Origin of the sequence: Bacillus cereus (assembly GCF_002561295.1) — a bacterium.
GTDB lineage: Bacteria > Bacillota > Bacilli > Bacillales > Bacillaceae_G > Bacillus_A > Bacillus_A cereus_S.
The window spans coordinates 45,167-70,664 of the sequence record NZ_NTUG01000034.1 but is presented as its reverse complement, the minus strand read 5'-3'; the positions used below and the strand labels follow the sequence as shown (position 1 = coordinate 70,664).

Sequence of the window (25,498 nt, the reverse complement as noted above, 5' to 3'; positions counted from 1 at the left end):
AGCGAGGAATTGTCATATGAAAAAAGGAATTAACCGTGTTGTATTAGTAGGAACTGGAGCAGTAGGATGTAGCTATGCTTATTGCATGATTAACCAAGGTGTTGCAGAAGAGTTTGTTCTTGTTGATGTTAACGAGGCAAAAGCAGAAGGAGAAGCAATGGACTTAAGTCATGCCGTTCCCTTTGCACCTGCACCAACAAGAGTTTGGAAAGGGAGCTATGAAGATTGTAAAGATGCAGATCTTGTTGTAATCACTGCAGGCTTACCACAAAAACCAGGTGAAACACGTTTAGACTTAGTTGAGAAAAACACTAAAATCTTTAAACAAATCGTCCGTAGTATCATGGATAGCGGATTTGATGGTATCTTCTTAATTGCTACAAATCCTGTAGACATTTTAACTTACGTAACATGGAAAGAATCTGGCTTGCCAAAAGAACGCGTAATTGGTTCTGGTACAACTCTAGATTCTGCTCGTTTCCGTTACATGCTAGGTGAATATTTCAATATTGACTCTCACAATATTCATGCCTATATCATCGGTGAACATGGCGATACAGAGCTTCCTGTTTGGAGCCACGTATCAATCGGAATTCAAAAACTACAAACAATTCTTGAAAAAGATAATAGCCATAACCAAAAAGATTTAGATGAAATCTTTTTAAATGTTCGCGATGCTGCTTATCACATCATTGAGCGAAAGGGCGCGACCTACTATGGAATTGGTATGTCCCTTTTACGTGTAACAAAAGCAATCTTAAATGATGAAAATAGCGTATTAACTGTATCTGCATATCTTGAAGGTCAATACGGGCAAAAAGATGTTTATATCGGTGTTCCTGCCGTCTTAAATCGTCAAGGTGTCCGTGAGATTTTAGAAGTTGAACTAAGTGAAGACGAGGAATTAAAATTCGACCATTCTGTTCAAGTACTAAAAGAAACAATGGCTCCTGTACTATAAAGAAAACATGCTAATTTCACCCTCAAAAAGCAATCCAAAAGAATTGGATTGCTTTTTTATATCTTTAAAAACTCATTCCGTATTTGGATAGGATTCTTCTCCATCATGCACTTCAAGTACATCAAGTAAGAAAATAAAGATTGGAATCCCTATAATAAGGCCCCATATGCCAAGGAAATGCTCTGAGAAAATAAGAATCATAAATGTATAAAAGATTGGAAAATTCGTTTTTGCGGACATAAATTTCGGATTTAAAAAATAGCTTTCGAGGGCGTGAATCACTGTAATAAAAATTAATATATATACGACATAGGCAATCCCACCGACGTTATAGGCAATAATACAGAGTGGAACAAGAGAAATAAACACACCAGCAACAGGTATTAAACCGAGTAAAAATATCATAACTGCTAATACCAGAAGCTGTGGAAATCCTAAAAAAATAAGCGCAATAACAGTAAGAATACAATTTACCACTGCAATTAAAAACTGTGCTTCAATGACTTTTCCAAATGACCGGGCAAATTTCTGACCAAAATATGCGATTTCCTCATAAAAAACCCTTAATTTACTCTCTTTAAATTTAGAGGTAAATGAGATGATCCTCTCTTTTTCTAATAAGAAGAATAAACTTAAAATAAGAGAAAATAAAATTTGCATACTTACCTTTCCAATATTAGCTACAGATTGATAAATTACATCTACACCTTGTTCAATATATTTCGATAATTCCATTTGATTAATAGTAGAAAGTACATATCTTATCACTTCATTATCTGGTGGATTTTGAAAAAACAATTTAAATTGATGGATCAATTGTGAAATTTGTATCGTTAATACAGGTAAATATTTATATAATGTGGTTACAATAAAGGTCACTAATACAATATATAAACAAGCAATAATTAATTTCCTATTTATCTTTATCTTTCTCGAAATAAATCGTTGAAATCGATCCATTAAAAACGTCAAAATAAAAGTGATTAATATTAAATTAATCATACTTTTTAATCCATATAATACAAGTGCTAATAGTATTAAAACAAGAAATCGTTGAAACCCTCTGCTTCGAAAGAAATTTTTCACTTCAATCATTAAGAATAAACCTCCCCCTTCGCTATATAGAAATGTAATATAATTAGGAACAAATTGAACATTCATCAATTACTATAGTAATCCATTTTATGAACCCTTTTAGACAATCTTTCTTATTACTTCAAAAGAATCCTCTTTTTCTTTCGAATTGTCGGATTTTTCATTCCATCTTTTTTCTAAAAGCCTCTTTGTTAACTCTAACTATATATGTAACTCCCCTTCTGTTCCACTATATTTCTATCAAAGGGTGAGGTAAACAAGTCCTCTTATCCCCCTCTACATTTTTGAAAACCATCTATTTTCAGATTGTTTTTGATATGCATATCTAATTACCTCCTCCTCCCCTCCTAAACAAAATGCGAAATAATAGTCTAAACCATTTCAATTCAATCATTTCTTTTTTTGTATTTGCTTTGCTAACAATTCCTTCACTTGATTATAGGTTAACCCTGAGTTTTGATTTAAACGCTTTACTTCATCAATATCCGTACCTACTACCGTATATTTCTTCCCTTTATCCATAACTACACATCCTTTTATAATTTTTCACTAAATCAACCTAACATTACTTGTTATATTACTTCCCTAAAGGAAGAACCCATACTCCTTAAAAACACATCTTTGTTTGAAATACAAAAAAGAGAAGCTATTTCTAAAACAGCTTCTCTTTTCACTCTCTATTTACTATTAAGAAGATATTAAGGCTTTTTGAACAGTATGGCTATCAACATATTGTTTGAACCTTACAACTTTTCTATTACGTATTTCCCAAACATGTACAAAGTCAGCTTGAAATGCTTTACCAGTTTCTTTATATACGCCAGAGTATATTCCTTCAGCAATAATGATTTCTTTGCTATTTACTTCATGATACGTATGCACGCTCGCCTTAAAATCATTCCACTCTGATGCTAGCCGACTAAAAACATTCTCTATGACAGCTTCTATCCCAATATACGTGCCACCATATAGGAATCCTGCTGCTTCTGTCCACTCTACTTTTTTTGAAAGTGCCTTTATTAAATGATCTGGACTTTTATACGTATTACGAATGATTTGTAAATTCGTACTTTCCTTCATATAGTGACCCCTACACTTCTAAATATATTTCAATAAAATTTCACTACATCTTCAGTAGGTAAGAACGTTCTTTCACCTGGTTGTTCATTTGGCTCACCAAAAGGCATTTGTCCTACTAAGCTCCACTCTGCTGGAATATTCCAAGTTTCTTTCACTTCAGCATCTACAATTGGATTGTAATGTTGTAATGATGCTCCGATTCCCTCTGCAGATAATAACATCCATACAGTATGCTGTAACATCGCATTTCCTTGATGAGACCAGAATGGGAACTGTTCTTTATATAACGGTGCATTTTCTTGCATTTGTTGTACTGTCGCTTGATTTTCAAAGAATAGTACTGTTCCTACTCCATCACGGAAACCTTTTAGTCTTTCTACAGTTGCTTCAAAGTTTTCTGCCGGCACGCGAGCTCTAAGTGTTTCTTTTACAATGTCCCAGAACTTTTCATGCTCTGCATCCATTAATACAACCATACGGCCACTTTGCATATTGAAAGATGATGGTGCGTGTAAAGCAATCTTTAAAACAGCTTCGATTCTTTCTTTTGTAATCGTAGCATTTTTTGTCACTTTACGGATTGAACGACGGTTCGCAATTGCTTCTTTTAAGTTTGTTGTAGTTACTGACATGTTGATTCCTCCAAATTTATACGTTTTATTATTTATCTAAACAAATCAATTTGACCCTTTAATGAAAAATGGATTAGCAATATCCATCTGTTTTACATTGCATACCTTCAAATGAATTTGTTTTATCCTTTTCAATTTCTTTATCAATTACCTTTTCTAATGTTTCTTTACTAGCAAGCCCTTGAATAACTTCATCTCCAATCATTACAGTTGGAACGGCCATAATATTTGCTTCATCGTATGCATGTTGGATTGCCTGTTGATGCTTCTCTTTATATTTACGAGTTACTAAAGCATCTTTAAATTCCGCTTCAGGAAGCCCTACTTCTGCTGCTAACTTTGTTAATACATCAATGTCTTCAATGTTTTGTTCTTCCTGGAAAAACGCAGTAAACACTCGGTGATGGTACTCATTCCCAAGTCCACGTTCCTTCGCAAATTGGCACCCTTCAAAAGCTAAATGTGTATATGGATGCGGTGAAACACGTGGCAATCTCATTTCAACTCCTAATTTCTTTGCAGTCGGAAGAATGAAAGCATCCCATGAACCTAACTTATCTGGCTCATTCCAAGGATCTATTTTAGAATATGGACTTGGACGTAATTCAAAGGGCATCCATTCAATCTCTACATCTTTTTCCTTCGCTACTTCATCCAATGGACCTTTTGCTAAAAAGCAAAACGGACAAATAAAATCAGAATACACTTTCATTTTTACAGTCATATGAGTACACCTTACCTTCTTTTGATTTCACTAGATGTAACAATTTCAGTTACATCTATAAGAAAAAAATATGCATTCTCTTTTTATCGATCTTTGCATGTTTCAAGCATTCATTTTCTCTTGTAACGATTCAAACAAATGCTCCATCGTGATATTTTTTAAAACTTCTTCCATTGCAGATTGCGCTTGAACTAAAATTACTTCCAATACAGCTTGAATATTTGCCCCAATTGGACAATCTGGATTGGGTTGTTCATGAATATAGAATAACTTATCTTCCTCAACTACATTTACTGCATGATACACATCTAATAATGTAATTTCATTTAAACCCTTTAATAACCCAGCCCCACCTGGCCCTCGATTTACATAAACAAACTTTGCTTGTTTTAAGTAAAACATGATTTTCCGAATCACAACCGGATTCGTATTTACACTTTCAGCCATAAATTCTGAAGTACAAATAGAAGATGGATTGTTTTTCAAAATGGATAAAATATGAACAGCTATAGAAAAGCGGCTACTAATTTTCAAAATGATCACCACCTCGATGTAATCATTATAGTTACAACAAAAACATAAGTCAACCCTTTCTATACACTTTTGAACATATACATAAAAGGTACCTCATTCTTCATCATATGAGATACCCTTTTATTGCTCTACAAATAGTTCTTGGAATTCTTCAATCAACAATTGCACAGCTAATGAAGATTCTTTTAAAGAAGGAACAGCTAATGCAATTTCTCTCCACACCTGTGGTTCTAATTCTCTTGTTTGCACATTCGGTGGTAAATCTGATAATGATAATTCAGCTAGTATCGCTAACCCTAAACCCTCTTGTATCATATTCAAAGATGTCGTCACAGTAGAAACAACGTATTCAATGCGAAGCGGTACGGAAGCTCGCTTAAACATTTCTATAATTGGCGGCTCATACCCACCTTTACAAATAATGATTGGCTCATTTTCTAAATCTTGAATTGTAATTGTTGTTTTCTTACATAAAGGATGATCGTCCCTTAAAACAATAACCATTTTCCCCTTCGTTAACGGTACAATTTCCATTTCTTTATTTGGCAAAATAATAATTCCTACATCAATTACACGTGATAATAGCCACTCCTCTACTTCTTTCAATGTTCCTTCATGAAGAACCAGTTCTAAATTCGGATATTTCTCCCGAAAGATATTGATCATTTTAGGCAAGAAATACGCCGATGCACTTGGAAAACTTCCAATTCGAATTGTACCAACTTCATGCCCTTTTTCCATTGCTACTTCTTGTTCTACTTTCTCAACACCATTTAAAATTTCTCGAAAATGAACTAAAATACGATTTCCTACATCAGTAAGAATTAAACCTTTTCGCTTATCACGTATGATAAGTGTCACACCTAATTCAGATTCCACGCTAGAAACAGCATGACTGACAGCCGGTTGTGTCATATTCAAAACTCGTGCTGCCTTCGTAAAACTTCCTAATTCTACTACTTTTACAAAAACTTGAAGTTGTGTAATCGTCATAACTAATTACTTATACTCCTTATAAAAAAGATTCATTTTATTTATCATGTTCAATATCATATCATAGTGAAATGAAATACAACAAGGAGGTATTATCATGTCTCAGCTTTCTCGAACAAAAGCAGCCATGATTCTTTCATTTCTCGTTCTGATGTGGGGGATTAATTGGCCTTTATCTAAATTCGCCCTGCAGTATACACCACCCGTATTATTTGCAGGTATTAGAACAGTAATAGGCGGATTTATTCTACTTATATTTGCATTACCGAAATATAAACAACTAAATTTAAAAGAAACTTGGCATTTATACTTTATTTCCGCTCTACTCAACATTATTTTATTTTATGGACTACAAACTGTAGGACTGCAGTATATGCCTGCTGGACTTTTTTCAGCTATTGTATTTCTTCAGCCTGTTTTACTTGGAATTTTCTCGTGGATTTGGCTTGAAGAAGCAATGTATGGCTTAAAGATTTTCGGTCTTATTCTTGGATTTACAGGTGTTGCTGTTATTAGTTCTAGTGGTTTAACCGGGCATATTTCTATCGTCGGCATCTTACTAGCTTTAGGATGTGCAGTTGGGTGGGCGCTTGGTACAGTCTTTATTAAAAAAACTGGAAATCGCGTAAATGCAATTTGGATGGTTACACTTCAACTGATTATAGGAGGTTTTTGCTTAATTGGATTTGGTTCAGAATTTGAAAACTGGTCTAATATTGCTTGGAGCATACCATTTGTAATGGTACTACTATTCATTTCGATCTTTGTTATTGCAATGGGCTGGCTCGCCTACTTTACACTCGTCGGAGCTGGGGAGGCGAGTAAAGTTGGAGCCTATACATTTCTTATTCCGCTAATCGCAATTATTGTAAGTTCTATCTTCCTACATGAGGCGATTACAATTAGCTTATTCATTGGACTTTTATTTATTGTTGTAAGTATTTGTTTTGTAAATATAAAACCGAAATCACTCATCATGAAACAGTCTATTGAACCTAAAAAATGTTAATTAAATATAAAATGAAACTTTAATCAGTGGGGGTTTCATCCCCACTGATTATAAGCCCTCACCAATCGAGCTTATACAAACTATTGTTCTTCTGGATAATCACAATACTCAATAATCGTCCCCTCCGTATCTGCGGGATTAAGATAAATCAATCTTCTACCATGCTTATTTATACGGAGTGTATGCTCTAATGTTCGGATCCCTTGCTCTTTTAATTCCTCTAAAGCTTGATCTAAATTATCTACACGATACGCAATATGATGTACACCTTTTCCTTTTTGCTTTATGAATCTTGCAATCGGCGAAGTAGTGTTATTCGTCGGTGCAAGTAATTCAATCCTATCTCCATTTACTTCAAGAATAGCTACTTCACTCTCTACACCTGCCGCCTCACTTACATAACGATCTATTAATGTTCCTAATAAAACCTTTTCGTAAAACCGTATACTACTATCTATATCACGTACAGCGATACCGATATGATCAATTTTTTTGTTCATTCAATTTCTCCTAATTTCATTTTTCTTCTTTAAAATAATCGTTAACCGAATAGCCATCTATGCAAAGTTCAGATTGCTATCTGTATTACATTATACAGGTAACTTTCATAAAAACTCCCACAGTTTATCTTCTATATAATAAAAAAAGTTATAGAAACAAATTCTATAACTTTTTCGCTACATATCACTACTTATTCACTTTAGCTATGCTAGAATGAATTTCATTTTTCACTCTTACATAACTAATACCGTATCCAACAAATGCTCCAATAATAGCTGGGAAGACCCATCCTAATCCGACTTCATGCATTGGAAGAATTCGAGTGAAGAGCTGATTCACCATCTGAATATTTACTCCGGCCGCTGCAAGTCCATCAAATATACTTATAATAAATGTTACAAGTAAACTTACTTGATAAACTTCTCTTCTCCCTTTAAATAACGAATGGAAGAATGTTAAGAAAATCAATACAATCGCTAATGGATATATTGCTGATAATACTGGAACAGAAACTGCAATTAGTTGTGTTAATCCTACATTCGCAACAATTGCACTAAAAACGGATAAAAGAACAGCGATTTTTTTATACGATACCTTTGGAAATAGCTTATGGAAAAATGAAGAACATGCTGAGACAAGTCCTACACTAGTCGTTAAACAAGCCACTGTAATCATTAGCCCTAATAAGATTCCACCATATGAACCAAAGTAGTAGTTTGATACTTTCGCTAAAACTTCCCCACCATTTTCTAAGTGTCCGAGTTTTGCGACACTTGAAGCCCCCATATAAGAAAGCGCTGTATAAAGAATCGCTAATACTGTCGCTGCAATAATTGTTGCTTTTGCACAAACAATCATGATTTGCTTTTTCGTCTTCGCACCTTTTTCTTTAATCGCATTAATGATGATAATGCCAAATACGAAAGATGCGAGCGTATCCATTGTTAAATATCCTTCTTGAAACCCTTTAAAGAATGCGTTAGATGTATACGTTTCAACAGGTGCTTGCATCTCCCCTATCGGATGAATGAAAGCAACGATTACTAAAATCCCAATGAATGTTAATTTAATTGGCGTCAAGATTTTTCCAACAATATCGACAATTTTCGCGGGATTGAGCGAAAAAAAACAAGTAATACTAAAAAATATGATTGTAAAAACGATTAAAGGCATAGAACCAAAACTTTCTGATACAAACGGTTTAACTCCGATTTCAAAAGAGACATTTCCAGTTCTTGGTATCGCAAACAATGGACCAATCGCTAAATATAAAACCGTTGTAAACACAATTCCGAAAACAGGATGCACACGACTCGCAAGTGATTGTAAATCCTCTTTACCTGAAATTCCAAATGCTAACACGCCGAGTAATGGTAGTCCAACTCCAGTTACTAAAAATCCTGCATTCGCTGACCAAACATTAGTTCCCGCCGATTGACCAAGCATTGCTGGAAAAATTAAATTCCCTGCCCCGAAAAAGAGAGCAAATAACATTAATCCGATCACTACTATGAAAGAAAAAGGTACTTTATTTGTCATTATACAACCTCCATTACAAAATCAATTATCTCATTTCCAGTTTTAACTAATTGAAGATTCTGAATATTCAATTTAGAATACAGTTATTCTTGCCTTTATTATAGTTCAGAGAATAATATATTGCAATATCATTTTCAAACTTTTCTTTCATTTTATATTATAAAAATAGTAATCCTCTTTAAAATCACATAAAAAATCCATATATCGCCAATACCATCATTTGAATTTCCTTATTATTCAATTCCAAATCATTATAAAAAAGTGTTGTGTAATCACAACACCTTCTCTTACAAAAAAGAAAAACTCATTAAAAAGATAATAAATTCCGTTCAATGGCGTCGAGACTTAAATCTAGTATTAGTTTTACTGGATTTAGATATAGTGGCATATGCCCATCAGCTTAATATTTTGAAGTGCCTCAAAACAAAAATTTCTCATCTCTACATTTGTCTATGAAAACTCCAGTCATTTTTGAATCATTCATTTCTTAATTTGATGGGAATGTGACGTGTCCCTTTTTAATCAGTATATTTTTTGAAACTACACTTACAATAATAGTTATTACAATATTTACAAATAATGCTATTGCTCCCGTACTAATGTCATTAATAGCGTGCGGGACTGTCGGAAAAAAGGTTGCGATTTTTATATTAAAAATCGTAGCATACAATACAATAAGCACTCCTGTAATAATTCCAGTCATTGCGCCATATTTATTCATATAATTTTTTTGGGAAAAGCTAAGAAATAATGCAGGGGCCAATTGTGCGATGAGACTGTATGACATGATGTTTAACAGCGCGAGCGCTGTTCCACCAAAGACTGTGAAGATTAAAGCAGTCAAAGAAAGGATAATAATGAATAATTTTGAGGCTACTAATTGTTGCTTTTCAGTGGCTTTTGGAAAAATAACATTGTACACTCCTTTGGTTAAACCAACAGATGCAGACATTAACATAACAGATGCTGGTACTAAAGCCGTTAATAAACCAGCCGCTCCAACTATTCCAATAATCCAAGGATCAAATGTCTGAATAGATAATCTTAAAAGAGAAAGATCTCCAGCTGCTCCTTGTAAACCAGGGATTTTTACGATAGCTGAAAAGCCAATAAAAAAAACAAACAGTAATAATATAGTGTATAACGGTAAGGTAATTGCATTTTTGCGAAGTGCCTTTTCACCATTTGCCGAGAAAACCACCGAGAAGGAAGTCGGTAATAAATAAAAAGATATTGCATTTAAAAGGACAGTAGAGATAAACCAAGGTACACTTAGTCCCTGATTGGCTAACGTTAACAATTCAGGTTTAACAGCCTGAACAGACTCAAACATGTTCTGAATCCCACCAAAATAGTGGACAGGAATATATATACCTAAGAAAATAACTACTCCCAAAATCATAATATCTTTAATCACAGCTGTCCAAGCTGAGCCATGAATACCAGAGAATATTACATATGTTGTAATAACTATTGCACCTATAACACTTGCAGCTACTGGTGAAATAGCTCCGTAAGAAGCTTCTGAAACAATGATTCCTAACCCTTTCATTTGTATACAAATATATGGTACAATCGCTAAACTTCCCACAATAGCTACTATCATCCCCATTGCACGACTATCGTATTTAGATGCAAAATAGTCAGGTTGTGAAATAATGCCATGTTCTTTACCGTACCTCCAAATTTTAGGGGCAATCCAATAAGATATTATATATGCTAAAAATATATACGTGGGCACATAATATGCAGCAGCCCCTTTGGAATACGCCCAACCACTTCCGCCTAGAAAAGTAAAAGTCGTATAAACCTCTCCAGCTATTAATAGAAATATGAACAAGGTTCCAAAACCTCTGTCACCAACTGCAAATTGCTGCAAATTCATATTTTTCCCTCTTTTTGCTGCTATTCCTAAATAGAGAGATACGATTAAGAAAATAAACATAATAAATAACGATATATTCATTCTGTCTCACTCCCTTGATTATCAGGATCAAACTTATAAACAATCGTTAAAATAACCGAGGAAAATACCATCCAAAATACAATCCAAAATAAAAGAAAGGGCATTCCTAGTACGTAAGGCTCAATTTTATTTGCAAATGGTAAAAATCCTATCACCCCTATAAAAGGGATTAAGAGTAAGAGTTTAATGTATTTCAAAATATGCTCGACCTCCTATTTCATAGTTTGAATTTTTATGGATTAAGAGCCGATATCATAAAAGGATTTGTTAATAGATTGATGTGAAATGAATAGAATTGTAATGAAGCTCCTTTTATTAACAAATCCTTTTGCTTACATTTAATTTTTCAACATTAAATCATTCTCTTTTTGATAGACAATTTCTCCATCAATAATCGTTGTCTCCACTTTCAAATCTTTAATACGGTCTGGTTCAGCTTTTAAAATACTTTCATTTAAAATGACTAAATCCGCCAATTTCCCTACTTCTAGACTGCCTTTTATATCCTCTTCAAAACTTGCATAAGCACCATTCCATGTGTAAAGTTTAATAGCTTCTAGTACACTAATAGATTGATTCGTACCAACTTCTGTTCCAAATTGGCTTTTTCTATTAACTGCAGTATGAATTCCTAATAAAGGATTATAATCCGTAACCGGAGCATCTGAACTACCCGCTGTAATAATGCCTTTATCTATATAATCACGAGCAGCGTACATATAATTAACACGTTCACCATAATTGTGAACATATATCTCACCATATTCATATGGAAATGGTGGATTTGGAATAGGGATAACTTCAAGTTGTTTCATTCTTTCTTGTAAATCAGGAGTTGAAATCCCTGCATGCTCGATTCGATGACGATGATCTTTCCTTGGAGATTCTTTTAATGCTCTTTCTACGCAATTTAAATACATTTCAATAGCTTTATCCCCTTGAGCATGTACAGTAATTTGATAGCCTTTTTTATGTGCTTCACCTAGAACTGCATATATTTCTTCCTCACCATAATAAAGAATCCCGTAATTGTTAGGATCGCTGGAGTAAGGTTCTCGAGTTGCAATCGTTGGACCAGAGCTACTTCCATCTAAAAATATTTTAGCCGGTCCAACTCTAAATTTCTCATCCCCTGTACCAGTTATGATTCCTGCATTCATCATTTGGTTTACAAATTTATCTGATTCATTTATGGTACCAATGATTGCATATACCCGAACACGAATTTCTTTCGTTTTTATAGCTGTCTGTAACAACCGATAACAATTAGAATCAAAAGTTCCTGCTTCATGGATACTCGTGATTCCTCCTGAAATAAAATGATCTGACGCAATTTTAACAGCTTTCATAAGTTCAGCATCTGTATAACTCGCTACATCGTTCATCTTCATATTTGCCGCTTCAAATAATTTACCTGTCATTTCTCCCTTCTCATTTTTTTCAATTACTCCACCTTGAGGATTCGGTGTCTTGTCGTCAAATCCGGCCTTTTCCAGCGCTGCTGTATTTACAATACAGATATGTCCACATGTACGAGAAATGATGATTGGATGGTCAGTTGAAATGGCATCTAGTTCAGCAATCGTTGGATACCTCTTTTCCTTTACTTTTGTTTCATTAAACCCCCAAGCTCTTATCCATTCGCCTTTTGGAGTCTCTAACGCTTTTTTCTTTAGCTCATTCAGCAAAGCTTCAACAGAATCCATGTGATTTTCCTTGCAACTAATATTCAACTGAAAAACACCATATAAAATTAGGTGTGTGTGAGAATCAATAAATCCAGGAAGAAGAGATTTGCCTGCTAGGTCAATGACTTCAGTCTTATCTCCAATGAATTCTTTCATTTCCAAATTTGAACCGATCCCAATTATTCGATTATCCTTTATTGCTACAGATGCTACTATTGAGTTTTGACTATCTGATGTAATCACTTCACCATTTATAAATACTAGATTTGCATTCATACATACACCATCCTTTTTCATTCTTTCAATTTTTTGATCGTTCTATTAACTATAAAGACGTAACAGCAAGGCACTGTTATCAAACGTTCATTACATACCCCCTTGTATCATTTAATAATCCCACACGGTACACTTCTATATTGCAATAATCATGCCATAAATTTGAAACGGGAGTACATTAAAAAAGACAGAAAATTATAAATATTAGCTTTAATTCTAGCTATTATAAGATATAATGAATTAAATTCGTTTCAACCGATTCAGAAATGGTTCATTCTTTTCACTAACTCACATCTAATTTGAACCGCTTATGGTTCAAATTAGATGTCTTTATAGGAGGATTCACGTGATGTACGACATTCCTGTCCAAATTGAAAGCAAATATCTTTTAAAAATTCTCGATAGTCTTGAAAGCGGGATGAATATTGTTGACAAAAACGGAACGATTATATGGGTAAACCAAGCATGTTGTAAGATTTTTAATAAAAGGAAGGAAGATTTAATTGGTAGGAATATTTTCGTTCTAAAAAAGGAAGGTGCGTTCACTCCATCGGTAATCGAAATGGCTTTACAAAATAAAAGCACTGTAACTACTGTGCAAGAAATTATCGGTGGAAATAAGATGACAGTAACAGGGGAAATTATTTTGGACGAACAGGAGAACCCTCTTTATTTTGTAGCACATGGTCATGATATAAGAAATTGGATAAAGAATATTTCCCAACTAGGGTGGGAAGAATTAGCTCCAGTATTGAAGCAGCATTTACTAGAAATTAAAAAAATAAATACCCAGTATATTATAAGCAAGGATGAGCAATTCTTTATTGGCCATGGCAAAGTAAATCATTTGCTTGCTGAAATCATAGACAGAGTGGCAAGTGTTGATTCAACTGTTCTCATTAACGGAGAAACAGGAGTTGGAAAAAACGTAGTTGCGAAGCGTATTCACGATTTAAGTGAACGAAACAATCAACCTTTTGTCCACATAAATTGTGCAGCAATTCCTGATTCGCTTCTCGAATCTGAATTGTTCGGCTATCATAAAGGAGCCTTTACAGGTGCTAATTCAAAAGGTAAGTCCGGGCTAGTGAAAATAGCCGAAAAAGGAACGATTTTTTTGGATGAAATTAGTGAACTTCCGCTACACCTTCAGCCTAAGCTCCTTCAATTACTGCAGGATAAAACCTATATGCCAATTGGCGGTTCGCAGTTGATAAAGGCTGATATTCGCATCATTACAGCAACAAACCGTAAGATTGAGGACATGGTACAAGAGGGAAAATTCCGTGCCGACCTATATTATCGACTACATGTCTTACCAATAAACATTCCACCATTACGCGAGCGGAAAGAAGATATATTTCCGTTTCTTCATTTCTATTTACAAAAATATAACAAGAGATTTAACCAGACACGTACCTTATCGAGGCAAACAATAGATGTTCTACAACGTTATCAGTGGCCAGGCAATATACGCGAGTTAGAACATACTGTTGAGCAGCTTGTTATTATGGCTAAAAAGGAAGAAATTTCAATTCATGATTTACCAGAGCGTTTTGTCTCAGTAAACATAGAGACAGAGGCTTTAGAGTCTCTGAAAGAAGGTAACAATTTAAACGAGATTATCGAAAGGATAGAGAAAAGAATGATTGAACAAGCAATGAAGGAAAACAAAACTACACGTAAAACTGCAACAGTTCTTGGAATTACTCAAACCTCGCTAATCCGTCGATTAAAAAAATACAATATCCGTAATGAAAAGGAGTAGCTACATATACACATCTGGATTTGTGATTCCAAAATATATCACTTTCTTTCATAACTTTCTAGAATCAATATAAACTTTCCGTTATATCTTTAAAAGTGAAAAAAGTGTCACGATTAATCGTGACACTTTTTCTTGTCCTTGTATAAAAAAGTTCTTTACTAATAAGTAGTGTAATTACTGCGTTTTCAAATTAGTAAAGAACTTTTTTATCTTTTATTTATATAGCTACATTCCGTTTCGAAACTTCCTTAAGTAAAGAACTTTTTTATTTCGACTCAATTTTTCGAATTTCATCAAGATGTTCATAACTATATAATGTTTCTTTTATTATGCAAGTATATCCTACAGAGTGTACTCAATATTTTAAATAAAAATTAATATTTAAGATCGTTACTGTATTCATATCGATAGAAACGAAATAGCCATACAGTCACATTCAAGAGGTTGTAGATTCCCATTCTTAATTAATAAGCTGACTGAACCTACATTAGAGAACTAACCACCTCTTTATAGATTTTACATCTCTTTCAGACAAAACAACATCGATTAGTTTTTATTCATTATATCCGCATTATTCTTTTTCAAGGCCCCCCTGTAACCTATTATGCGATTTGACTTGCTCTTCTAGATAGTTATAAACCTCTGAATCCAATGGCCTCTGATAAAGGCCTGCTATCATTTTTATTTTAGAAACAGTAACTATTTCAGTACTGAATTTATTATCTAATAAATGTTTAATTCTCCTTTTCTGAAAATCCTCCCTAGTTTCTAAAACAGAATCTACAAATGCCCTAAACATAGGATATTTCTCCCCTCTTTTTGATAACACCTCACGACTTGCACCTATTTGGGTTAAAAGAGAATTCATCGTAATTCTCTTTAAACAACCCTTCTCTTTCTCAAATAAAGCCCAATTTAAGATAACTTTTTGAGCTACTTGTAAAAACTTATTGTCCATTTTTGTATAGTAGTTATCGGTGCATCTATACCCAAAATTCGCCGGTGGTATATGTTTTTCTAACCATGTCCTATCATATTTTCGTATCCAATGGAATGCTGCCTGGTTTAATGCTTTTAGTTGAGTACGACTTAGGTGGGGGGTTTTCTTAAAAATAATTTCCCACTCTTCTTTATACTTTTGAGTTTTCTCTTCCTTGGCAAGTTCTTTATTTCTTCTCTTAGTACGAGTATATATATTTTGTTTACCACTAATAATGCGTTTTTTTATTTCACTCACTGTCCTGCGGCTCATTTTTGTAATTCGGCTGATTTCTGCTATAGATACATTTTTTGATAATAATTTTTGAAATTCATTGTCCCATAAATCCCCTCTGTCAATAATACGCAAAGCAAATTTAGTAACCTCAAAAGGAGTTTGTTCAGGTAAAATCAATCTATATTTGAATCCGCAACTACAAGTAAAATCCCCCTGCAATCTTCTATAACTCATATGAGAATCAGTTTTTAATGTTTCTACACATTTTTCTAAATAATGGTCTGCTAAGGGATTCATACAAATCCACGGCCCTGAACCAAATGGTTGATAAACATAATTATTCTCATAGAATTCTCTCGCACTACCGCATAGCAAACGCATTATTAATATATGCCTTACAGGATGTAAGTACTTAATACTAGCCGGCTCGGTAATATATCGTGTCCAAGGGGGAGGGTTACCAGGACTTATATATGAATTAAATAATTCTAAAACTTCCTTAGGATAAAAATCTAGTAACTTCTCTACTAACAAATGTTTTCTTTTAACTATCGGATAACCAATTCCACAAATTTTTAAGAGCTCCATGTATTTATCATGATAATAATGAAGTGGGTGAACTGTTAATTTTTCACCAAATACATATTCAATATCCTCAGCAATAGCTAGTAAGATTTCAAGTGATTTGTTACTGACCTGTATTCCTTCTATACTTGATTGCACATCATTAATATTAGGTATAATAAAGTGATTCCATTCTTTTTTAAAGTTATATCTAGGAAGCTTGGTTAAACAAATTTTATGTTTTGTACAAACTAATACCCCTGGTACCTGATGAAATCTATTCCAGAACCCTTCACCATACATTTCAAATTGGTCTTTTAGACATTTTCTACAAAAATATATGTGTTCTTTTCTTTTTACATCGTCATCAAGTTCTCGAATTATACGCGTACCATACGAAACTCCAGATTGTCCTTTGACCTTAAGTAAAATTTTATGATAACAATTCGATTCTATAAATTGGCGAAAGAAAGGTAATATAGAATGATTTTCTATAAAATAGTCTGAGGTTAACCCTTTAGATATACCTTTTAGTTTTTCTACAATTAAATTAACTCCACTAGGAGCATCAACATCAAATTTTTTTGCACCACTTCCCAATAATCTTAGCAGCGTTTCACGTTTAGATTTATGTCCAGAGTGATAATGATAACGAGCTACAATACTATACAATAACTCATTTTCGTATGGAGTTGGAAAATAGCAAATCATAATAACTCCTTTCTAATAACATTTTTAAACTTTTTTCTTGTTAACTTATTTACAAATTAGTTGTATCCTACACTTAATAATTGAGAATTTATGTCCAATTCTTTAGAGATTGTTCAATACATAAGTTTTGACTTTGATCCAAATTTAATTTTTTGCTTTAATTATATTTTTTCATCCTGTATGTTTTCTACTAATCCATTTGATAAAGCCAAAGATGCCGATTGCTGCAATAAAAATTTAAAGCTTTTCTTTTCTCCATATTCCTCTAATACTTTTTCAACAGAAACTTTAGCAACTTCGTAGTCAATTTCCATACTTTGCAATTTTTGAATAATCCTTATCTCTAAATCATCTTTAGAATTTGGATTACATAAGGCTTCTTGCTGATCCATAAAATAGTTTACATTGACTACGTTAGTTACTTCGTTCAGTCCATAATCTAATGTATCGTCTAATGTACTCAATACTATATCTTCATACCTTGCCATATTAGATTTCTTTCCTGTTTTCATCGCTTTAAGAACTGGTTGAAGTGACTTTAAATAATTCTCAGAAACACGCTTAATGATATTAGGAGTTATGACTTCCTTTTTCTTTTTCATGGTTTCCATTTGTACCAGCATAAACAACTTCACTGCAATTGCAATAATTCCTTGGCTATACTCATACATTACTTTACTTAATTCGGGAGTTAGTTCTGTATACTCTAGATTCCATTGATAACGCCATAACCCTTTTAACAATAGCTGCCACTCTCTATCGGCCTCTTTATGATGCATCCAAATTAGATCCCCTTGTCCACACATTCTACGGATTTGTCTCAATGCTTTTTTATACAACACTTCTGTTTTAGGAGTCCCTATAAATATAATCGGGATTTTACAAGCATTGTTTAAAGTAACAAAAAAATTCAACATCATTTCTTCTTCATGATTTTTTGCTATACTTAGATGTTGAATTTCATCCACAATTAATACTCCTATACCATGTTGGACTATATGACTTTGCATAGCTATAATGAGTTTAGAAACCGTCATATTTGATTTATTATAAACTTGTTACAAGTATTCAGTTCCTAATGCAATGTCGAGTTTTTTAAAAAATGCACCTACTAAACCTTTTAATGTGCCATCATGAGGACAATCTATTTTTAGATAAACAATTTGTTTTCTGATAAATGGTCGACCTTTATATTCAGTATGCTAAATGACTTGTGGATAAGTAGAAAGTAATCTGTTTAAACTCCTTGATTTTCCAATCCCAGAAGTTCCAACAATCATAAATCCATCTCCTGGTGTTTCACAAATATTCGATAAAGATATTTCACCTTTTTGTAAATTATCATAAATTTTCCTTAGTAAAACCTTTTCTTCTTTATCCATAGGATTTCTACATAAATATCCTTGTCTAAGCGCTCTATCAAATAGATTGTAAAGAGCTATCTGTCTACCATACGGCTGAAAAAAACTATTTAAGCGCATTACATAATGATAACGAAGCTCTTTAGGATGTGATCTTTCATCTTTGTTAAAGTGCGGATAAACCACTGATATTTTATAAAGATTTTCGCTACTAATTATTGGTGGTAAAGTCTCTAGGAATGGATTCCCTTCGTACTCCTTAATTTGTTGAGGTAAATATACTGCCTCAGGATGAAAACAAATTTCTTCTATGTAGTTATGACTAACCATTTTCTTCTCCATTGTTCCTCTCCTCCATCAGTCTCTCATATAATTCTAGTTGCTCCATCTCATATTCATTCAATTCCTCATCTTCTTGTTCATACCCTGAAACACGCAATCTTTCATTTAATGTACTATTTCTTTTCTCTTTATCCTCAATTAAAAACACCTCTTGTGGTTGCCTCTCAAAATTTTCTTCTGTTCTCCTGTCCCTAATATTTTTTATTTTAGCTGCGTTACTTTCTTCAAACAGTGGGGTAATACTTTTTGTTCGTTGCTCTGCATCAGCAACAACTTCTTCCACCCTAGATTGATAAGTTAATTTTCTTTCTAAATTCTCTTTTATCTTAATCTGCTTTAGCTCTCTCTCTGTTTTTTGTAGATATTCTATTTCACTTAAACTTTTACCATAATACGCACTAGTCCTATCCATTTCACAAACTATATAACCGCTTTCATTTTCATCTTTAATATAAATAAACGTCATATTTCTCGGATCAAAAAGCAATCTAATTTTCCATCCTTTATTTCTTGCTTTTTCAAACCAATGTTCTTGTATTGCTTTTGTACATGTATATCTGATGTTTTTATATTTAATCCCTTCACCAGAAACCCTTCCTACATCTACTGACATAAAAGCAAATTTTAATTCTCCCTTCAGAAATGTCCCTAAGACACCTGAACATTTGCTAATTCCCCAATTCCAAATATTATTTGGAGTAGGAATTACTTGATCTCTTAACATCGCTTCACTTAATTCATAGTGTTCAAGGATTTTTTGATTATGCATTCTTATATATTCAATAATAATTTTTCGTATATCTTGAATTGTAAGAACTGCCTTTAAACGGTAATCTGGCGCCCCTCGTTTCCCAAAATTTTTTTCAACGTATCCTGGTAATAATGGTTTAGCATTCTGTTGGAGAAGCCCCAATGCACGCTCTACAATACCTTTCAAATCAGCTCTATATGGAGGGGTATTTTCAAGACGAATATTAATTCTATCCGCTAGCTTTTGGGCTTCTTTTCCCATTAATTCTCCTCGGTCGGCTAATAATGCTGCTGGCAAATTAGATGCTATCCATTCACCTGGCTTAATTGAAATCCCCAGGCTTTTGCAATATTCTACTTTATCGCTAACAGCACAATAAAGTGCTAATCTGGCCATCTCTAGTGAAGCAGATCTGGTATCTACATGAAAACCCACTATCATTCTGCTAAATACATCAACCACAAGATATAAAGTTGGTCGTCCTATTATTGCTTTATAATTATTCGAAGATACAACATATACGTCTGCAATTGTAGAATCAATTTGATATAAACTACCTGGTCCATAAACATTATCGTTTGATTTCCCTAGGATAGCTCTTTGGGTTAAATTATGTTCTTTTTCCCCCAAGCGTTTTATTGATACCTTATGTGAACTGGTTAATTTTTTAGCCCAATAAACAAATTGAACATATGAAGGTGGATTTGCATCTTCTTCAAACTTCAATACAGTCTCGCCACCGAATTTTAACTTATTCATAAAATTTTCCGCTAGAAACCTTTCATATGTATAACGTAGGGAATTTTCTTTTTGATTCATATAGTATTTTTGAAACGCATTAATGATAAGTTTTTTACCTGCTGAGTTATATTAATGCCTTCTCCATGAATTTCTTTATCTTTTTTTGGTCTACCAACTTTCATATGTCCAAGAATCTTTTCTTTTCCTTTTCCACCACAATTTTTATAATTAGGAACTATCGCTCCTTTATTTTGACCATTTTTCCAATACATTCTTAATAACTTATATAGAGTTGGTTTTGTATGTCCTTGCTCAATATATGGTTTTAAAATTCTTCCTCTTGCCTTGCTGTCAAACATAGCTGGAATATTCTCTTCTGATAGTAACTGTTGAATTAAGTTCCAACTTTTTTCTATTCGTACCCTTTGTGACGCATTTAACTCCTCTTCCATATATAACTTATAATAAGGATCTGATAGACTTACTCTAATCATGTCATTTTGAATATCACTTATAATATCAAGTACATTTACCTTGATNNATCAAGGTAAATGTACTTGACTTCTTGTTTAGAATCTATCCATAAAACTCTATAGTAGATTTTATCTTCATCTGTATCTTCTTCTAAAATCATATTATGGTATAAAACGGTCATAAAAGGCCTCCTTATCTACATAAAAATCATCCCTTTCTAACATATGCATTTTAAAATCTTGTTGTAAGTTAATCTTTATAACATGGTGAAAAACCAAAAAATTAAAAAATGTTAATACCGTTCCATTCCTTAAATTATTTTCTCTTGTAAAAGCTTCTAAAGAATGTTCAAGACATACCGTAGATTTATTTAGATACACTACAAACTTCTCTAGTAGATGAATCATTTCTTTAGTTAACTTAGGATAACTTATAACTATATTTGCATTTCTAATTCTTTTTAAATTATTAACAAGTGGAAGAGGTATATCTTGTTCGGTTATAATTCCCCAATCTATATTTTTTTGTTCCCAATAACAACGTTCAATTTCAAATTTCTCCTGAACACGCTTTTTTCCTAATTCATTTGAGGGTTTAACTGTCCTTGCAATTATTTTTTCACAATGATTTTCATTTATCGTGATTATAAAATCTGTACTCATGACATAAGGTGTATTGCTTCTTCTATCTGTTGGATATTTAATCTTCTTTTCCTTAGCAATCTCCATTGCTAATTCTAAATCTAGTAGTGGATATTGCTCCCGAATATCGATAACATGCTTTGAGTAATCTAAAAATAAAAAATAGTTATACTCAAGACGAGATAAAAAATGGTGCATTCTTTTTGTTTTAAGACCTAACTCCCTAGATACAATACCGTTTGATGGAAAGTCATTTACTGTTATCCAAGGCAGGTATTCTGAACCTTCTCCTAATCCTCTGCCTTCATCAATCCATTTTTTCATCTTTTTCCACGTCCACATTCTTCCTCTCTTCATGATTAAACCGTCCTCTCGTAGTAACAGCTTTTATTAGGGTTAACAATATACAAAATATTCAAACGTTTGAACCGGAAACTCTATTGAGAAAATCTATTACTTAATAAATTATGTGAATTTTTTATCCATTTAATTTAAAAAATAGAAGGCATTCGTANNTACGAATGCCTTCTATTTTTATTATTGATATAAGTTTATTAATACTTGTTTTAACTCTGGTTTTATTGCAATAATTGAGCGAACCGCCTTTACTTGTTGTTCCGCATCTTCAACATTAGAAGCATGACCTAATTCTAACAATAGTCCAGTTGCCACTGTACCAGTGCGATTACGTCCACCTGAACAATGGAAAAATACTTTTTTTCCCTGTTCAACAGCCTCTTTGACTGCTCCAATTGCACTTCTTACTGATTCATCCTGTCCTTCTATACTTTCTACTATTGGGTAAGCATGACGATTAATTTCAACTGGAAACCCTTCTGGTTCTTCTCCTCCAGCACGCAAGTCAAATACCTCTGTAATTCCATGCTTTTTTACAGCTTCTTGTATAGCGTCAACTCCACCAATATATACTTTTCCTTTTACGAGTTCGTGATAGTTAGTCATGTTTGTTTGACTCCTTAATTAGTATTTAGCCACAATTTGAACCGCCACTTATTCCAAGACCTGCACCTTGTTGATCTTCTACATAGTCTAGTGTCAATGTATTTACAATTCCAACGACCTTTGGATCCATGGCAACTTCAATACCATTTACTGTTTCTGTTACATCATTTTCTTGCGCTTCTCCTAAATTAATACCGTAGCTTGGTCCACAGCATCCAGCACCCTCAAATGTAAAACGTAATGTTGAAATACCATTTTCTTTCATAGCATTTTCAATAAACTCTTTTGCTTTATCTGTAATATTCATTTTCATTTCTCCCCTTCACAGTAACTAATTAAAAATGTTTTATTTTACTAAAGCTTTAAGCTTCTCATATCCTATAATATCTTCCGATTGCCAAGGGATGATAACACAGTTATTTTGTGATTCCTTTTGCACCGCTTGAATCCACTGTACTTCAGACTGCGCCCTTCCTCTTAACACTGGATCACTTGTATGTGTGGCATAAAAACTTTGATTGATAACCCACCATTTTGGAGTAATATCTGCACGTTTTAAGTCTCCTTGTAGGCGGCTTGCTTCATGTACTGGCGTAGCCTCCGCTAACGTTACGATGACAACACTTGTTTCCTCTGGATTACGAAGACGTGGTAATAAGTTTTTCACAGACCGTGGTACCTCACCGGAAGAGCGTGCAATCTCCTTATGATACGTTTGTGCCGCATCCAGTAACAATAATGTATGGCCTGTTGGTGCTGTATCAATTACCACAATTTCATCATTTGCTTTCTCAACAATGTCGGCTAAAGCACGGAAGACTGCAATTTCCTCTGTACAAGGGGAACGTAAATCTTCTTCTAAATAAGCTAAACCTTCTTCATCTACCGTTTCTTTTGCTTGCTCTATGACTTCCTTACGATAGTTTTCTACTTCCACTTTGGGATCAATTCGACTTATTGTAATGTTCCCTTGTTCCCCATGCATGACATAATCAATATGGGCTGCTGGGTCAGTTGTAGTTAAATGTACATGATGGCCTTTTTCAGCAAGACCAACTGCAATTGCAGAAGCCACAGTTGTCTTTCCTACTCCACCTTTACCCATTGTGAAAATAACTTTTTTTCCCGTTTCAGAGAGATTTGTAATCAATGCTTGAAGAGAAGGCATAGAAATACCTTGTTTTTCTTCATCCGAGATTAAAATATTTTCCATTGGTTTAACAAGTTTTCTCATATTCTCAATTCCTGTAACATTAAACGGTACTAATGGGATTTCGTAAGTTGGAAGGCTTTTTAATTCTTCCGCCATGTTTTCTAAAGCGTGTAATTGTCTTGTAAACAACGCTTTAGAGACAGCATCATTTTGCATAAAATCTCTGAGCATACCATTAACAAGTAGATATTGATTGGTGACCCCAATTTCTTTTAACTCTTTTGCTGCACGTTCCGCTTCTTGTAATGGAGAATTATCCGGGCGTGTAACAAGCAATAATATTGTTTGTTTCGGATTAGATAATGCTTGAACTGTTTGACTATATAACTCTTTTTTATCTCCAAGACCTGCTAATGGTCCTAAACAAGAAGCTCCATGTGTACTTTCTTCTAGAAAACCACTCCAAGCCGTTGGGAGTTGAAGAAGACGTAACGTATGACCTGTTGGTGCTGTATCAAAGATAATGTGATCAAATTTCGATGTTAATTCTTTATTTGTAAGTAACGTAGAGAACTCATCAAATGCTGCAATTTCTACTGTACAAGCTCCGGATAATTGCTCTTCCATCGTAGCAATCACCGTATCTGGCAATTTTCCACGGTATGGGCCAACAACACGTTCTTTATATTCATGGGCTGCTGTTTCAGGATCTAAGTTCGCTACTTGTAGATTTGGAACACTTGGAATTTCTTTAGGTTTATTCGTAAGTTCTATTTCGAACACATCTTGTAAGTTAGAGGCTGGATCAGTACTTATTAATAAAACTTGTTTCCCCATATCAGCTAATGTAATAGCTGTTGCACATGCAGTAGATGTTTTTCCTACTCCGCCTTTACCGGTAAAGAATAAAAATGGTGTGAATGCTATTGTGTTTGGATTGTATAAGTTTGTCATTGCCTTTCACTTCTTTCTCTATTTTTTCACGTTTAGCTTTAAACGTACGACTGGCTTTTGACTTAACTCTTCTTCTGTAATATCTGTTAACTGTGCAAGCTCTTCATTTGTAAGGTGACTTTTTTCTTTTACTACTTTTCCATCTACCAAAGTCACAGGCAACACGTCTGGTCCTTTATCCATTAATAGTTGACTGATAACATTATTATTAGCGAATGCATCTGGTTCACTTGCAAGATTATAACGAGTAACATTCATGCCTTTATTCTTCAAATTATTCACAGCAACTGAAATACGAATTAATTCTGGATCAACACTTGGACCACAAACTCCAGTAGAGCAACACATTGCAGGATCAAAAATTTCAATCTTTTTCATCTCTGATTTCTCCCCTTCTTTACAAAACAAGCCGAGAATTTTTTCTCGGCTTATTTTGTTTTCAATTATTCTCCTGTTTCAGCAAACTTTTTAATACGTCCGCCAATCTCATCACGAACCTTTTGGAATACAGACCACTCTTGACCAGCTGGATCATCAAATCCCCAATGAACACGTTTTACATGTGGAGGTGTTGTTGGACAAACATCATTTGCATGACCACAAAGTGTGACAACAAGATCAGCTTTTTCCAAAATGTCGCGATCAATAATATCAGATGTTTGATCAGTGATATCGATGTCTACTTCTTTCATTGCTTTAATTGCATTCGGATTTACTCCGTGCGCCTCAATACCAGCAGAAAGTACATTCCATTTGTCACCTAAATATTTTTTGCCCCAAGCTTCTGCCATTTGGCTACGACAAGAGTTTCCTGTGCATAAGAAGTAAATTGTTTTTTTGTTTTCCATGGTAATTCCACCT

The 25,498-nt window shown here is 33.8% G+C and carries 26 protein-coding genes; 3 read left to right on the top strand and 23 right to left on the bottom strand.

Going from position 1 to position 25,498, the window contains the following annotated elements; all coding sequences use genetic code 11:
• Positions 1-16: 16 nt before the first annotated feature.
• A complete protein-coding gene (locus tag CN373_RS18575; RefSeq protein ID WP_000715330.1) occupies positions 17-961 on the top strand; it encodes an L-lactate dehydrogenase in 945 nt (314 codons plus the stop codon).
• Positions 962-1,033: 72 nt separating this feature from the next.
• On the opposite strand, the gene CN373_RS18570 is transcribed toward CN373_RS18575, so the two are convergent.
• From CN373_RS18570 to CN373_RS18540, 7 genes are all read right to left on the bottom strand, one after another.
• Entirely contained in the window at positions 1,034-2,056 is a 1,023-nt protein-coding gene (locus tag CN373_RS18570) for an AI-2E family transporter (protein WP_098359867.1), read from the bottom strand.
• A gap of 390 nt (positions 2,057-2,446) precedes the next feature.
• On the bottom strand, positions 2,447-2,578 hold the full coding sequence (locus CN373_RS26050) for a hypothetical protein (RefSeq protein ID WP_000357379.1): 132 nt from the start codon (positions 2,576-2,578) through the stop codon (positions 2,447-2,449).
• 165 nt (positions 2,579-2,743) lie between these two features.
• Positions 2,744-3,136, bottom strand: coding sequence for a nuclear transport factor 2 family protein (locus CN373_RS18560; RefSeq protein ID WP_000665206.1), 393 nt, complete (start codon positions 3,134-3,136; stop codon positions 2,744-2,746).
• Between the two features lie 29 nt (positions 3,137-3,165).
• Entirely contained in the window at positions 3,166-3,768 is a 603-nt protein-coding gene (locus tag CN373_RS18555) for a nitroreductase family protein (protein WP_000117572.1), read from the bottom strand.
• A 73-nt stretch (positions 3,769-3,841) separates the two neighbouring features.
• Positions 3,842-4,492, bottom strand: a complete 651-nt coding sequence (locus CN373_RS18550) for a DsbA family oxidoreductase (protein WP_000216658.1) — start codon at positions 4,490-4,492, stop codon at positions 3,842-3,844.
• Positions 4,493-4,594: 102 nt separating this feature from the next.
• The gene (locus CN373_RS18545) at positions 4,595-5,026 is read right to left on the bottom strand and encodes an Rrf2 family transcriptional regulator (RefSeq protein WP_000704065.1); all 432 of its coding nucleotides are present in this window, start codon (positions 5,024-5,026) and stop codon (positions 4,595-4,597) included.
• Positions 5,027-5,146: 120 nt separating this feature from the next.
• Complete coding sequence (locus CN373_RS18540) at positions 5,147-6,019, bottom strand: LysR family transcriptional regulator (RefSeq protein ID WP_098359866.1); 873 nt, start codon at positions 6,017-6,019, stop codon at positions 5,147-5,149.
• A gap of 97 nt (positions 6,020-6,116) precedes the next feature.
• Between CN373_RS18540 and CN373_RS18535 the strand changes: the two genes are divergently transcribed.
• On the top strand, positions 6,117-7,028 hold the full coding sequence (locus CN373_RS18535; RefSeq protein ID WP_000080862.1) for a DMT family transporter: 912 nt from the start codon (positions 6,117-6,119) through the stop codon (positions 7,026-7,028).
• An 80-nt stretch (positions 7,029-7,108) separates the two neighbouring features.
• On the opposite strand, the gene CN373_RS18530 is transcribed toward CN373_RS18535, so the two are convergent.
• The 5 genes from CN373_RS18530 to CN373_RS18510 form a co-directional block, all read right to left on the bottom strand.
• Positions 7,109-7,528 (bottom strand): VOC family protein, encoded by a 420-nt coding sequence (locus CN373_RS18530; RefSeq protein ID WP_098359865.1) that lies wholly within the window; start codon positions 7,526-7,528, stop codon positions 7,109-7,111.
• A gap of 187 nt (positions 7,529-7,715) precedes the next feature.
• Complete coding sequence (gene brnQ, locus CN373_RS18525; protein WP_000182729.1) at positions 7,716-9,068, bottom strand: branched-chain amino acid transport system II carrier protein; 1,353 nt, start codon at positions 9,066-9,068, stop codon at positions 7,716-7,718.
• Positions 9,069-9,555: 487 nt separating this feature from the next.
• A complete protein-coding gene (locus CN373_RS18520; protein ID WP_001027118.1) occupies positions 9,556-11,034 on the bottom strand; it encodes a sodium:solute symporter family protein in 1,479 nt (492 codons plus the stop codon).
• On the bottom strand, positions 11,031-11,231 hold the full coding sequence (locus tag CN373_RS18515; RefSeq protein ID WP_000874079.1) for a DUF3311 domain-containing protein: 201 nt from the start codon (positions 11,229-11,231) through the stop codon (positions 11,031-11,033). The genes CN373_RS18520 and CN373_RS18515 overlap by 4 nt, the downstream gene beginning before the upstream one ends.
• Before the next feature lie 141 nt (positions 11,232-11,372).
• On the bottom strand, positions 11,373-12,998 hold the full coding sequence (locus CN373_RS18510; RefSeq protein WP_098359864.1) for an amidohydrolase: 1,626 nt from the start codon (positions 12,996-12,998) through the stop codon (positions 11,373-11,375).
• Between the two features lie 349 nt (positions 12,999-13,347).
• On the opposite strand from CN373_RS18510, the gene CN373_RS18505 reads away from it, so the two are divergent.
• The gene (locus CN373_RS18505; protein WP_098359863.1) at positions 13,348-14,766 is read left to right on the top strand and encodes a sigma-54 interaction domain-containing protein; all 1,419 of its coding nucleotides are present in this window, start codon (positions 13,348-13,350) and stop codon (positions 14,764-14,766) included.
• A gap of 571 nt (positions 14,767-15,337) precedes the next feature.
• Here CN373_RS18505 and CN373_RS18500 read toward each other — a convergent pair.
• The 11 genes from CN373_RS18500 to arsC form a co-directional block, all read right to left on the bottom strand.
• Positions 15,338-17,257: a TnsD family Tn7-like transposition protein gene (locus tag CN373_RS18500; RefSeq protein WP_098359862.1), complete on the bottom strand. Its 1,920-nt coding sequence runs from the start codon at positions 17,255-17,257 to the stop codon at positions 15,338-15,340.
• Positions 17,258-17,418: 161 nt separating this feature from the next.
• Complete coding sequence (locus CN373_RS25915) at positions 17,419-18,294, bottom strand: AAA family ATPase (protein WP_272952038.1); 876 nt, start codon at positions 18,292-18,294, stop codon at positions 17,419-17,421.
• Positions 18,295-18,459: 165 nt separating this feature from the next.
• Positions 18,460-18,960: an ATP-binding protein gene (locus CN373_RS25910; RefSeq protein WP_235674852.1), complete on the bottom strand. Its 501-nt coding sequence runs from the start codon at positions 18,958-18,960 to the stop codon at positions 18,460-18,462.
• The gene (locus tag CN373_RS18490; RefSeq protein ID WP_235676733.1) at positions 18,941-20,470 is read right to left on the bottom strand and encodes a Mu transposase C-terminal domain-containing protein; all 1,530 of its coding nucleotides are present in this window, start codon (positions 20,468-20,470) and stop codon (positions 18,941-18,943) included. The genes CN373_RS25910 and CN373_RS18490 overlap by 20 nt, the downstream gene beginning before the upstream one ends.
• Positions 20,471-20,526: 56 nt before the next feature.
• Positions 20,527-20,946, bottom strand: a complete 420-nt coding sequence (locus tag CN373_RS25905; protein ID WP_240519087.1) for a hypothetical protein — start codon at positions 20,944-20,946, stop codon at positions 20,527-20,529.
• 141 nt (positions 20,947-21,087) lie between these two features.
• Positions 21,088-21,924, bottom strand: coding sequence for a heteromeric transposase endonuclease subunit TnsA (locus CN373_RS18485; RefSeq protein WP_053329701.1), 837 nt, complete (start codon positions 21,922-21,924; stop codon positions 21,088-21,090).
• Between the two features lie 180 nt (positions 21,925-22,104).
• Positions 22,105-22,530 (bottom strand): protein-tyrosine phosphatase family protein, encoded by a 426-nt coding sequence (locus tag CN373_RS18480; RefSeq protein ID WP_000186249.1) that lies wholly within the window; start codon positions 22,528-22,530, stop codon positions 22,105-22,107.
• A 25-nt stretch (positions 22,531-22,555) separates the two neighbouring features.
• Positions 22,556-22,837: a HesB/IscA family protein gene (locus CN373_RS18475; RefSeq protein ID WP_098359861.1), complete on the bottom strand. Its 282-nt coding sequence runs from the start codon at positions 22,835-22,837 to the stop codon at positions 22,556-22,558.
• Between the two features lie 39 nt (positions 22,838-22,876).
• Complete coding sequence (gene arsA / locus CN373_RS18470; RefSeq protein ID WP_000183543.1) at positions 22,877-24,637, bottom strand: arsenical pump-driving ATPase; 1,761 nt, start codon at positions 24,635-24,637, stop codon at positions 22,877-22,879.
• Positions 24,638-24,655: 18 nt separating this feature from the next.
• Positions 24,656-25,015, bottom strand: coding sequence for an arsenite efflux transporter metallochaperone ArsD (arsD, locus tag CN373_RS18465; protein ID WP_000717837.1), 360 nt, complete (start codon positions 25,013-25,015; stop codon positions 24,656-24,658).
• A 65-nt stretch (positions 25,016-25,080) separates the two neighbouring features.
• Complete coding sequence (gene arsC / locus CN373_RS18460; protein WP_000428329.1) at positions 25,081-25,485, bottom strand: arsenate reductase (thioredoxin); 405 nt, start codon at positions 25,483-25,485, stop codon at positions 25,081-25,083.
• Positions 25,486-25,498 lie beyond the last annotated feature (13 nt).

What these genes read in the sequence shown, in the direction of transcription:
- CN373_RS18575 (WP_000715330.1), top strand. Translation starts at nt 17, where the DNA reads ATGAAAAAAGGAATTAACCGTGTTGTATTAGTAGGAACTGGAGCAGTA.
- CN373_RS18570 (WP_098359867.1), bottom strand. Translation starts at nt 2,056, where the DNA reads ATGATTGAAGTGAAAAATTTCTTTCGAAGCAGAGGGTTTCAACGATTT.
- CN373_RS26050 (WP_000357379.1), bottom strand. Translation starts at nt 2,578, where the DNA reads ATGGATAAAGGGAAGAAATATACGGTAGTAGGTACGGATATTGATGAA.
- CN373_RS18560 (WP_000665206.1), bottom strand. Translation starts at nt 3,136, where the DNA reads ATGAAGGAAAGTACGAATTTACAAATCATTCGTAATACGTATAAAAGT.
- CN373_RS18555 (WP_000117572.1), bottom strand. Translation starts at nt 3,768, where the DNA reads ATGTCAGTAACTACAACAAACTTAAAAGAAGCAATTGCGAACCGTCGT.
- CN373_RS18550 (WP_000216658.1), bottom strand. Translation starts at nt 4,492, where the DNA reads ATGACTGTAAAAATGAAAGTGTATTCTGATTTTATTTGTCCGTTTTGC.
- CN373_RS18540 (WP_098359866.1), bottom strand. Translation starts at nt 6,019, where the DNA reads ATGACGATTACACAACTTCAAGTTTTTGTAAAAGTAGTAGAATTAGGA.
- CN373_RS18535 (WP_000080862.1), top strand. Translation starts at nt 6,117, where the DNA reads ATGTCTCAGCTTTCTCGAACAAAAGCAGCCATGATTCTTTCATTTCTC.
- CN373_RS18530 (WP_098359865.1), bottom strand. Translation starts at nt 7,528, where the DNA reads ATGAACAAAAAAATTGATCATATCGGTATCGCTGTACGTGATATAGAT.
- brnQ (WP_000182729.1), bottom strand. Translation starts at nt 9,068, where the DNA reads ATGACAAATAAAGTACCTTTTTCTTTCATAGTAGTGATCGGATTAATG.
- CN373_RS18520 (WP_001027118.1), bottom strand. Translation starts at nt 11,034, where the DNA reads ATGAATATATCGTTATTTATTATGTTTATTTTCTTAATCGTATCTCTC.
- CN373_RS18510 (WP_098359864.1), bottom strand. Translation starts at nt 12,998, where the DNA reads ATGAATGCAAATCTAGTATTTATAAATGGTGAAGTGATTACATCAGAT.
- CN373_RS18505 (WP_098359863.1), top strand. Translation starts at nt 13,348, where the DNA reads ATGTACGACATTCCTGTCCAAATTGAAAGCAAATATCTTTTAAAAATT.
- CN373_RS18500 (WP_098359862.1), bottom strand. Translation starts at nt 17,257, where the DNA reads ATGATTTGCTATTTTCCAACTCCATACGAAAATGAGTTATTGTATAGT.
- CN373_RS25915 (WP_272952038.1), bottom strand. Translation starts at nt 18,294, where the DNA reads ATGACGGTTTCTAAACTCATTATAGCTATGCAAAGTCATATAGTCCAA.
- CN373_RS25910 (WP_235674852.1), bottom strand. Translation starts at nt 18,960, where the DNA reads ATGGAGAAGAAAATGGTTAGTCATAACTACATAGAAGAAATTTGTTTT.
- CN373_RS18490 (WP_235676733.1), bottom strand. Translation starts at nt 20,470, where the DNA reads ATGAATAAGTTAAAATTCGGTGGCGAGACTGTATTGAAGTTTGAAGAA.
- CN373_RS25905 (WP_240519087.1), bottom strand. Translation starts at nt 20,946, where the DNA reads ATGATTAGAGTAAGTCTATCAGATCCTTATTATAAGTTATATATGGAA.
- CN373_RS18485 (WP_053329701.1), bottom strand. Translation starts at nt 21,924, where the DNA reads ATGAAGAGAGGAAGAATGTGGACGTGGAAAAAGATGAAAAAATGGATT.
- CN373_RS18480 (WP_000186249.1), bottom strand. Translation starts at nt 22,530, where the DNA reads ATGACTAACTATCACGAACTCGTAAAAGGAAAAGTATATATTGGTGGA.
- CN373_RS18475 (WP_098359861.1), bottom strand. Translation starts at nt 22,837, where the DNA reads ATGAATATTACAGATAAAGCAAAAGAGTTTATTGAAAATGCTATGAAA.
- arsA (WP_000183543.1), bottom strand. Translation starts at nt 24,637, where the DNA reads ATGACAAACTTATACAATCCAAACACAATAGCATTCACACCATTTTTA.
- arsD (WP_000717837.1), bottom strand. Translation starts at nt 25,015, where the DNA reads ATGAAAAAGATTGAAATTTTTGATCCTGCAATGTGTTGCTCTACTGGA.
- arsC (WP_000428329.1), bottom strand. Translation starts at nt 25,485, where the DNA reads ATGGAAAACAAAAAAACAATTTACTTCTTATGCACAGGAAACTCTTGT.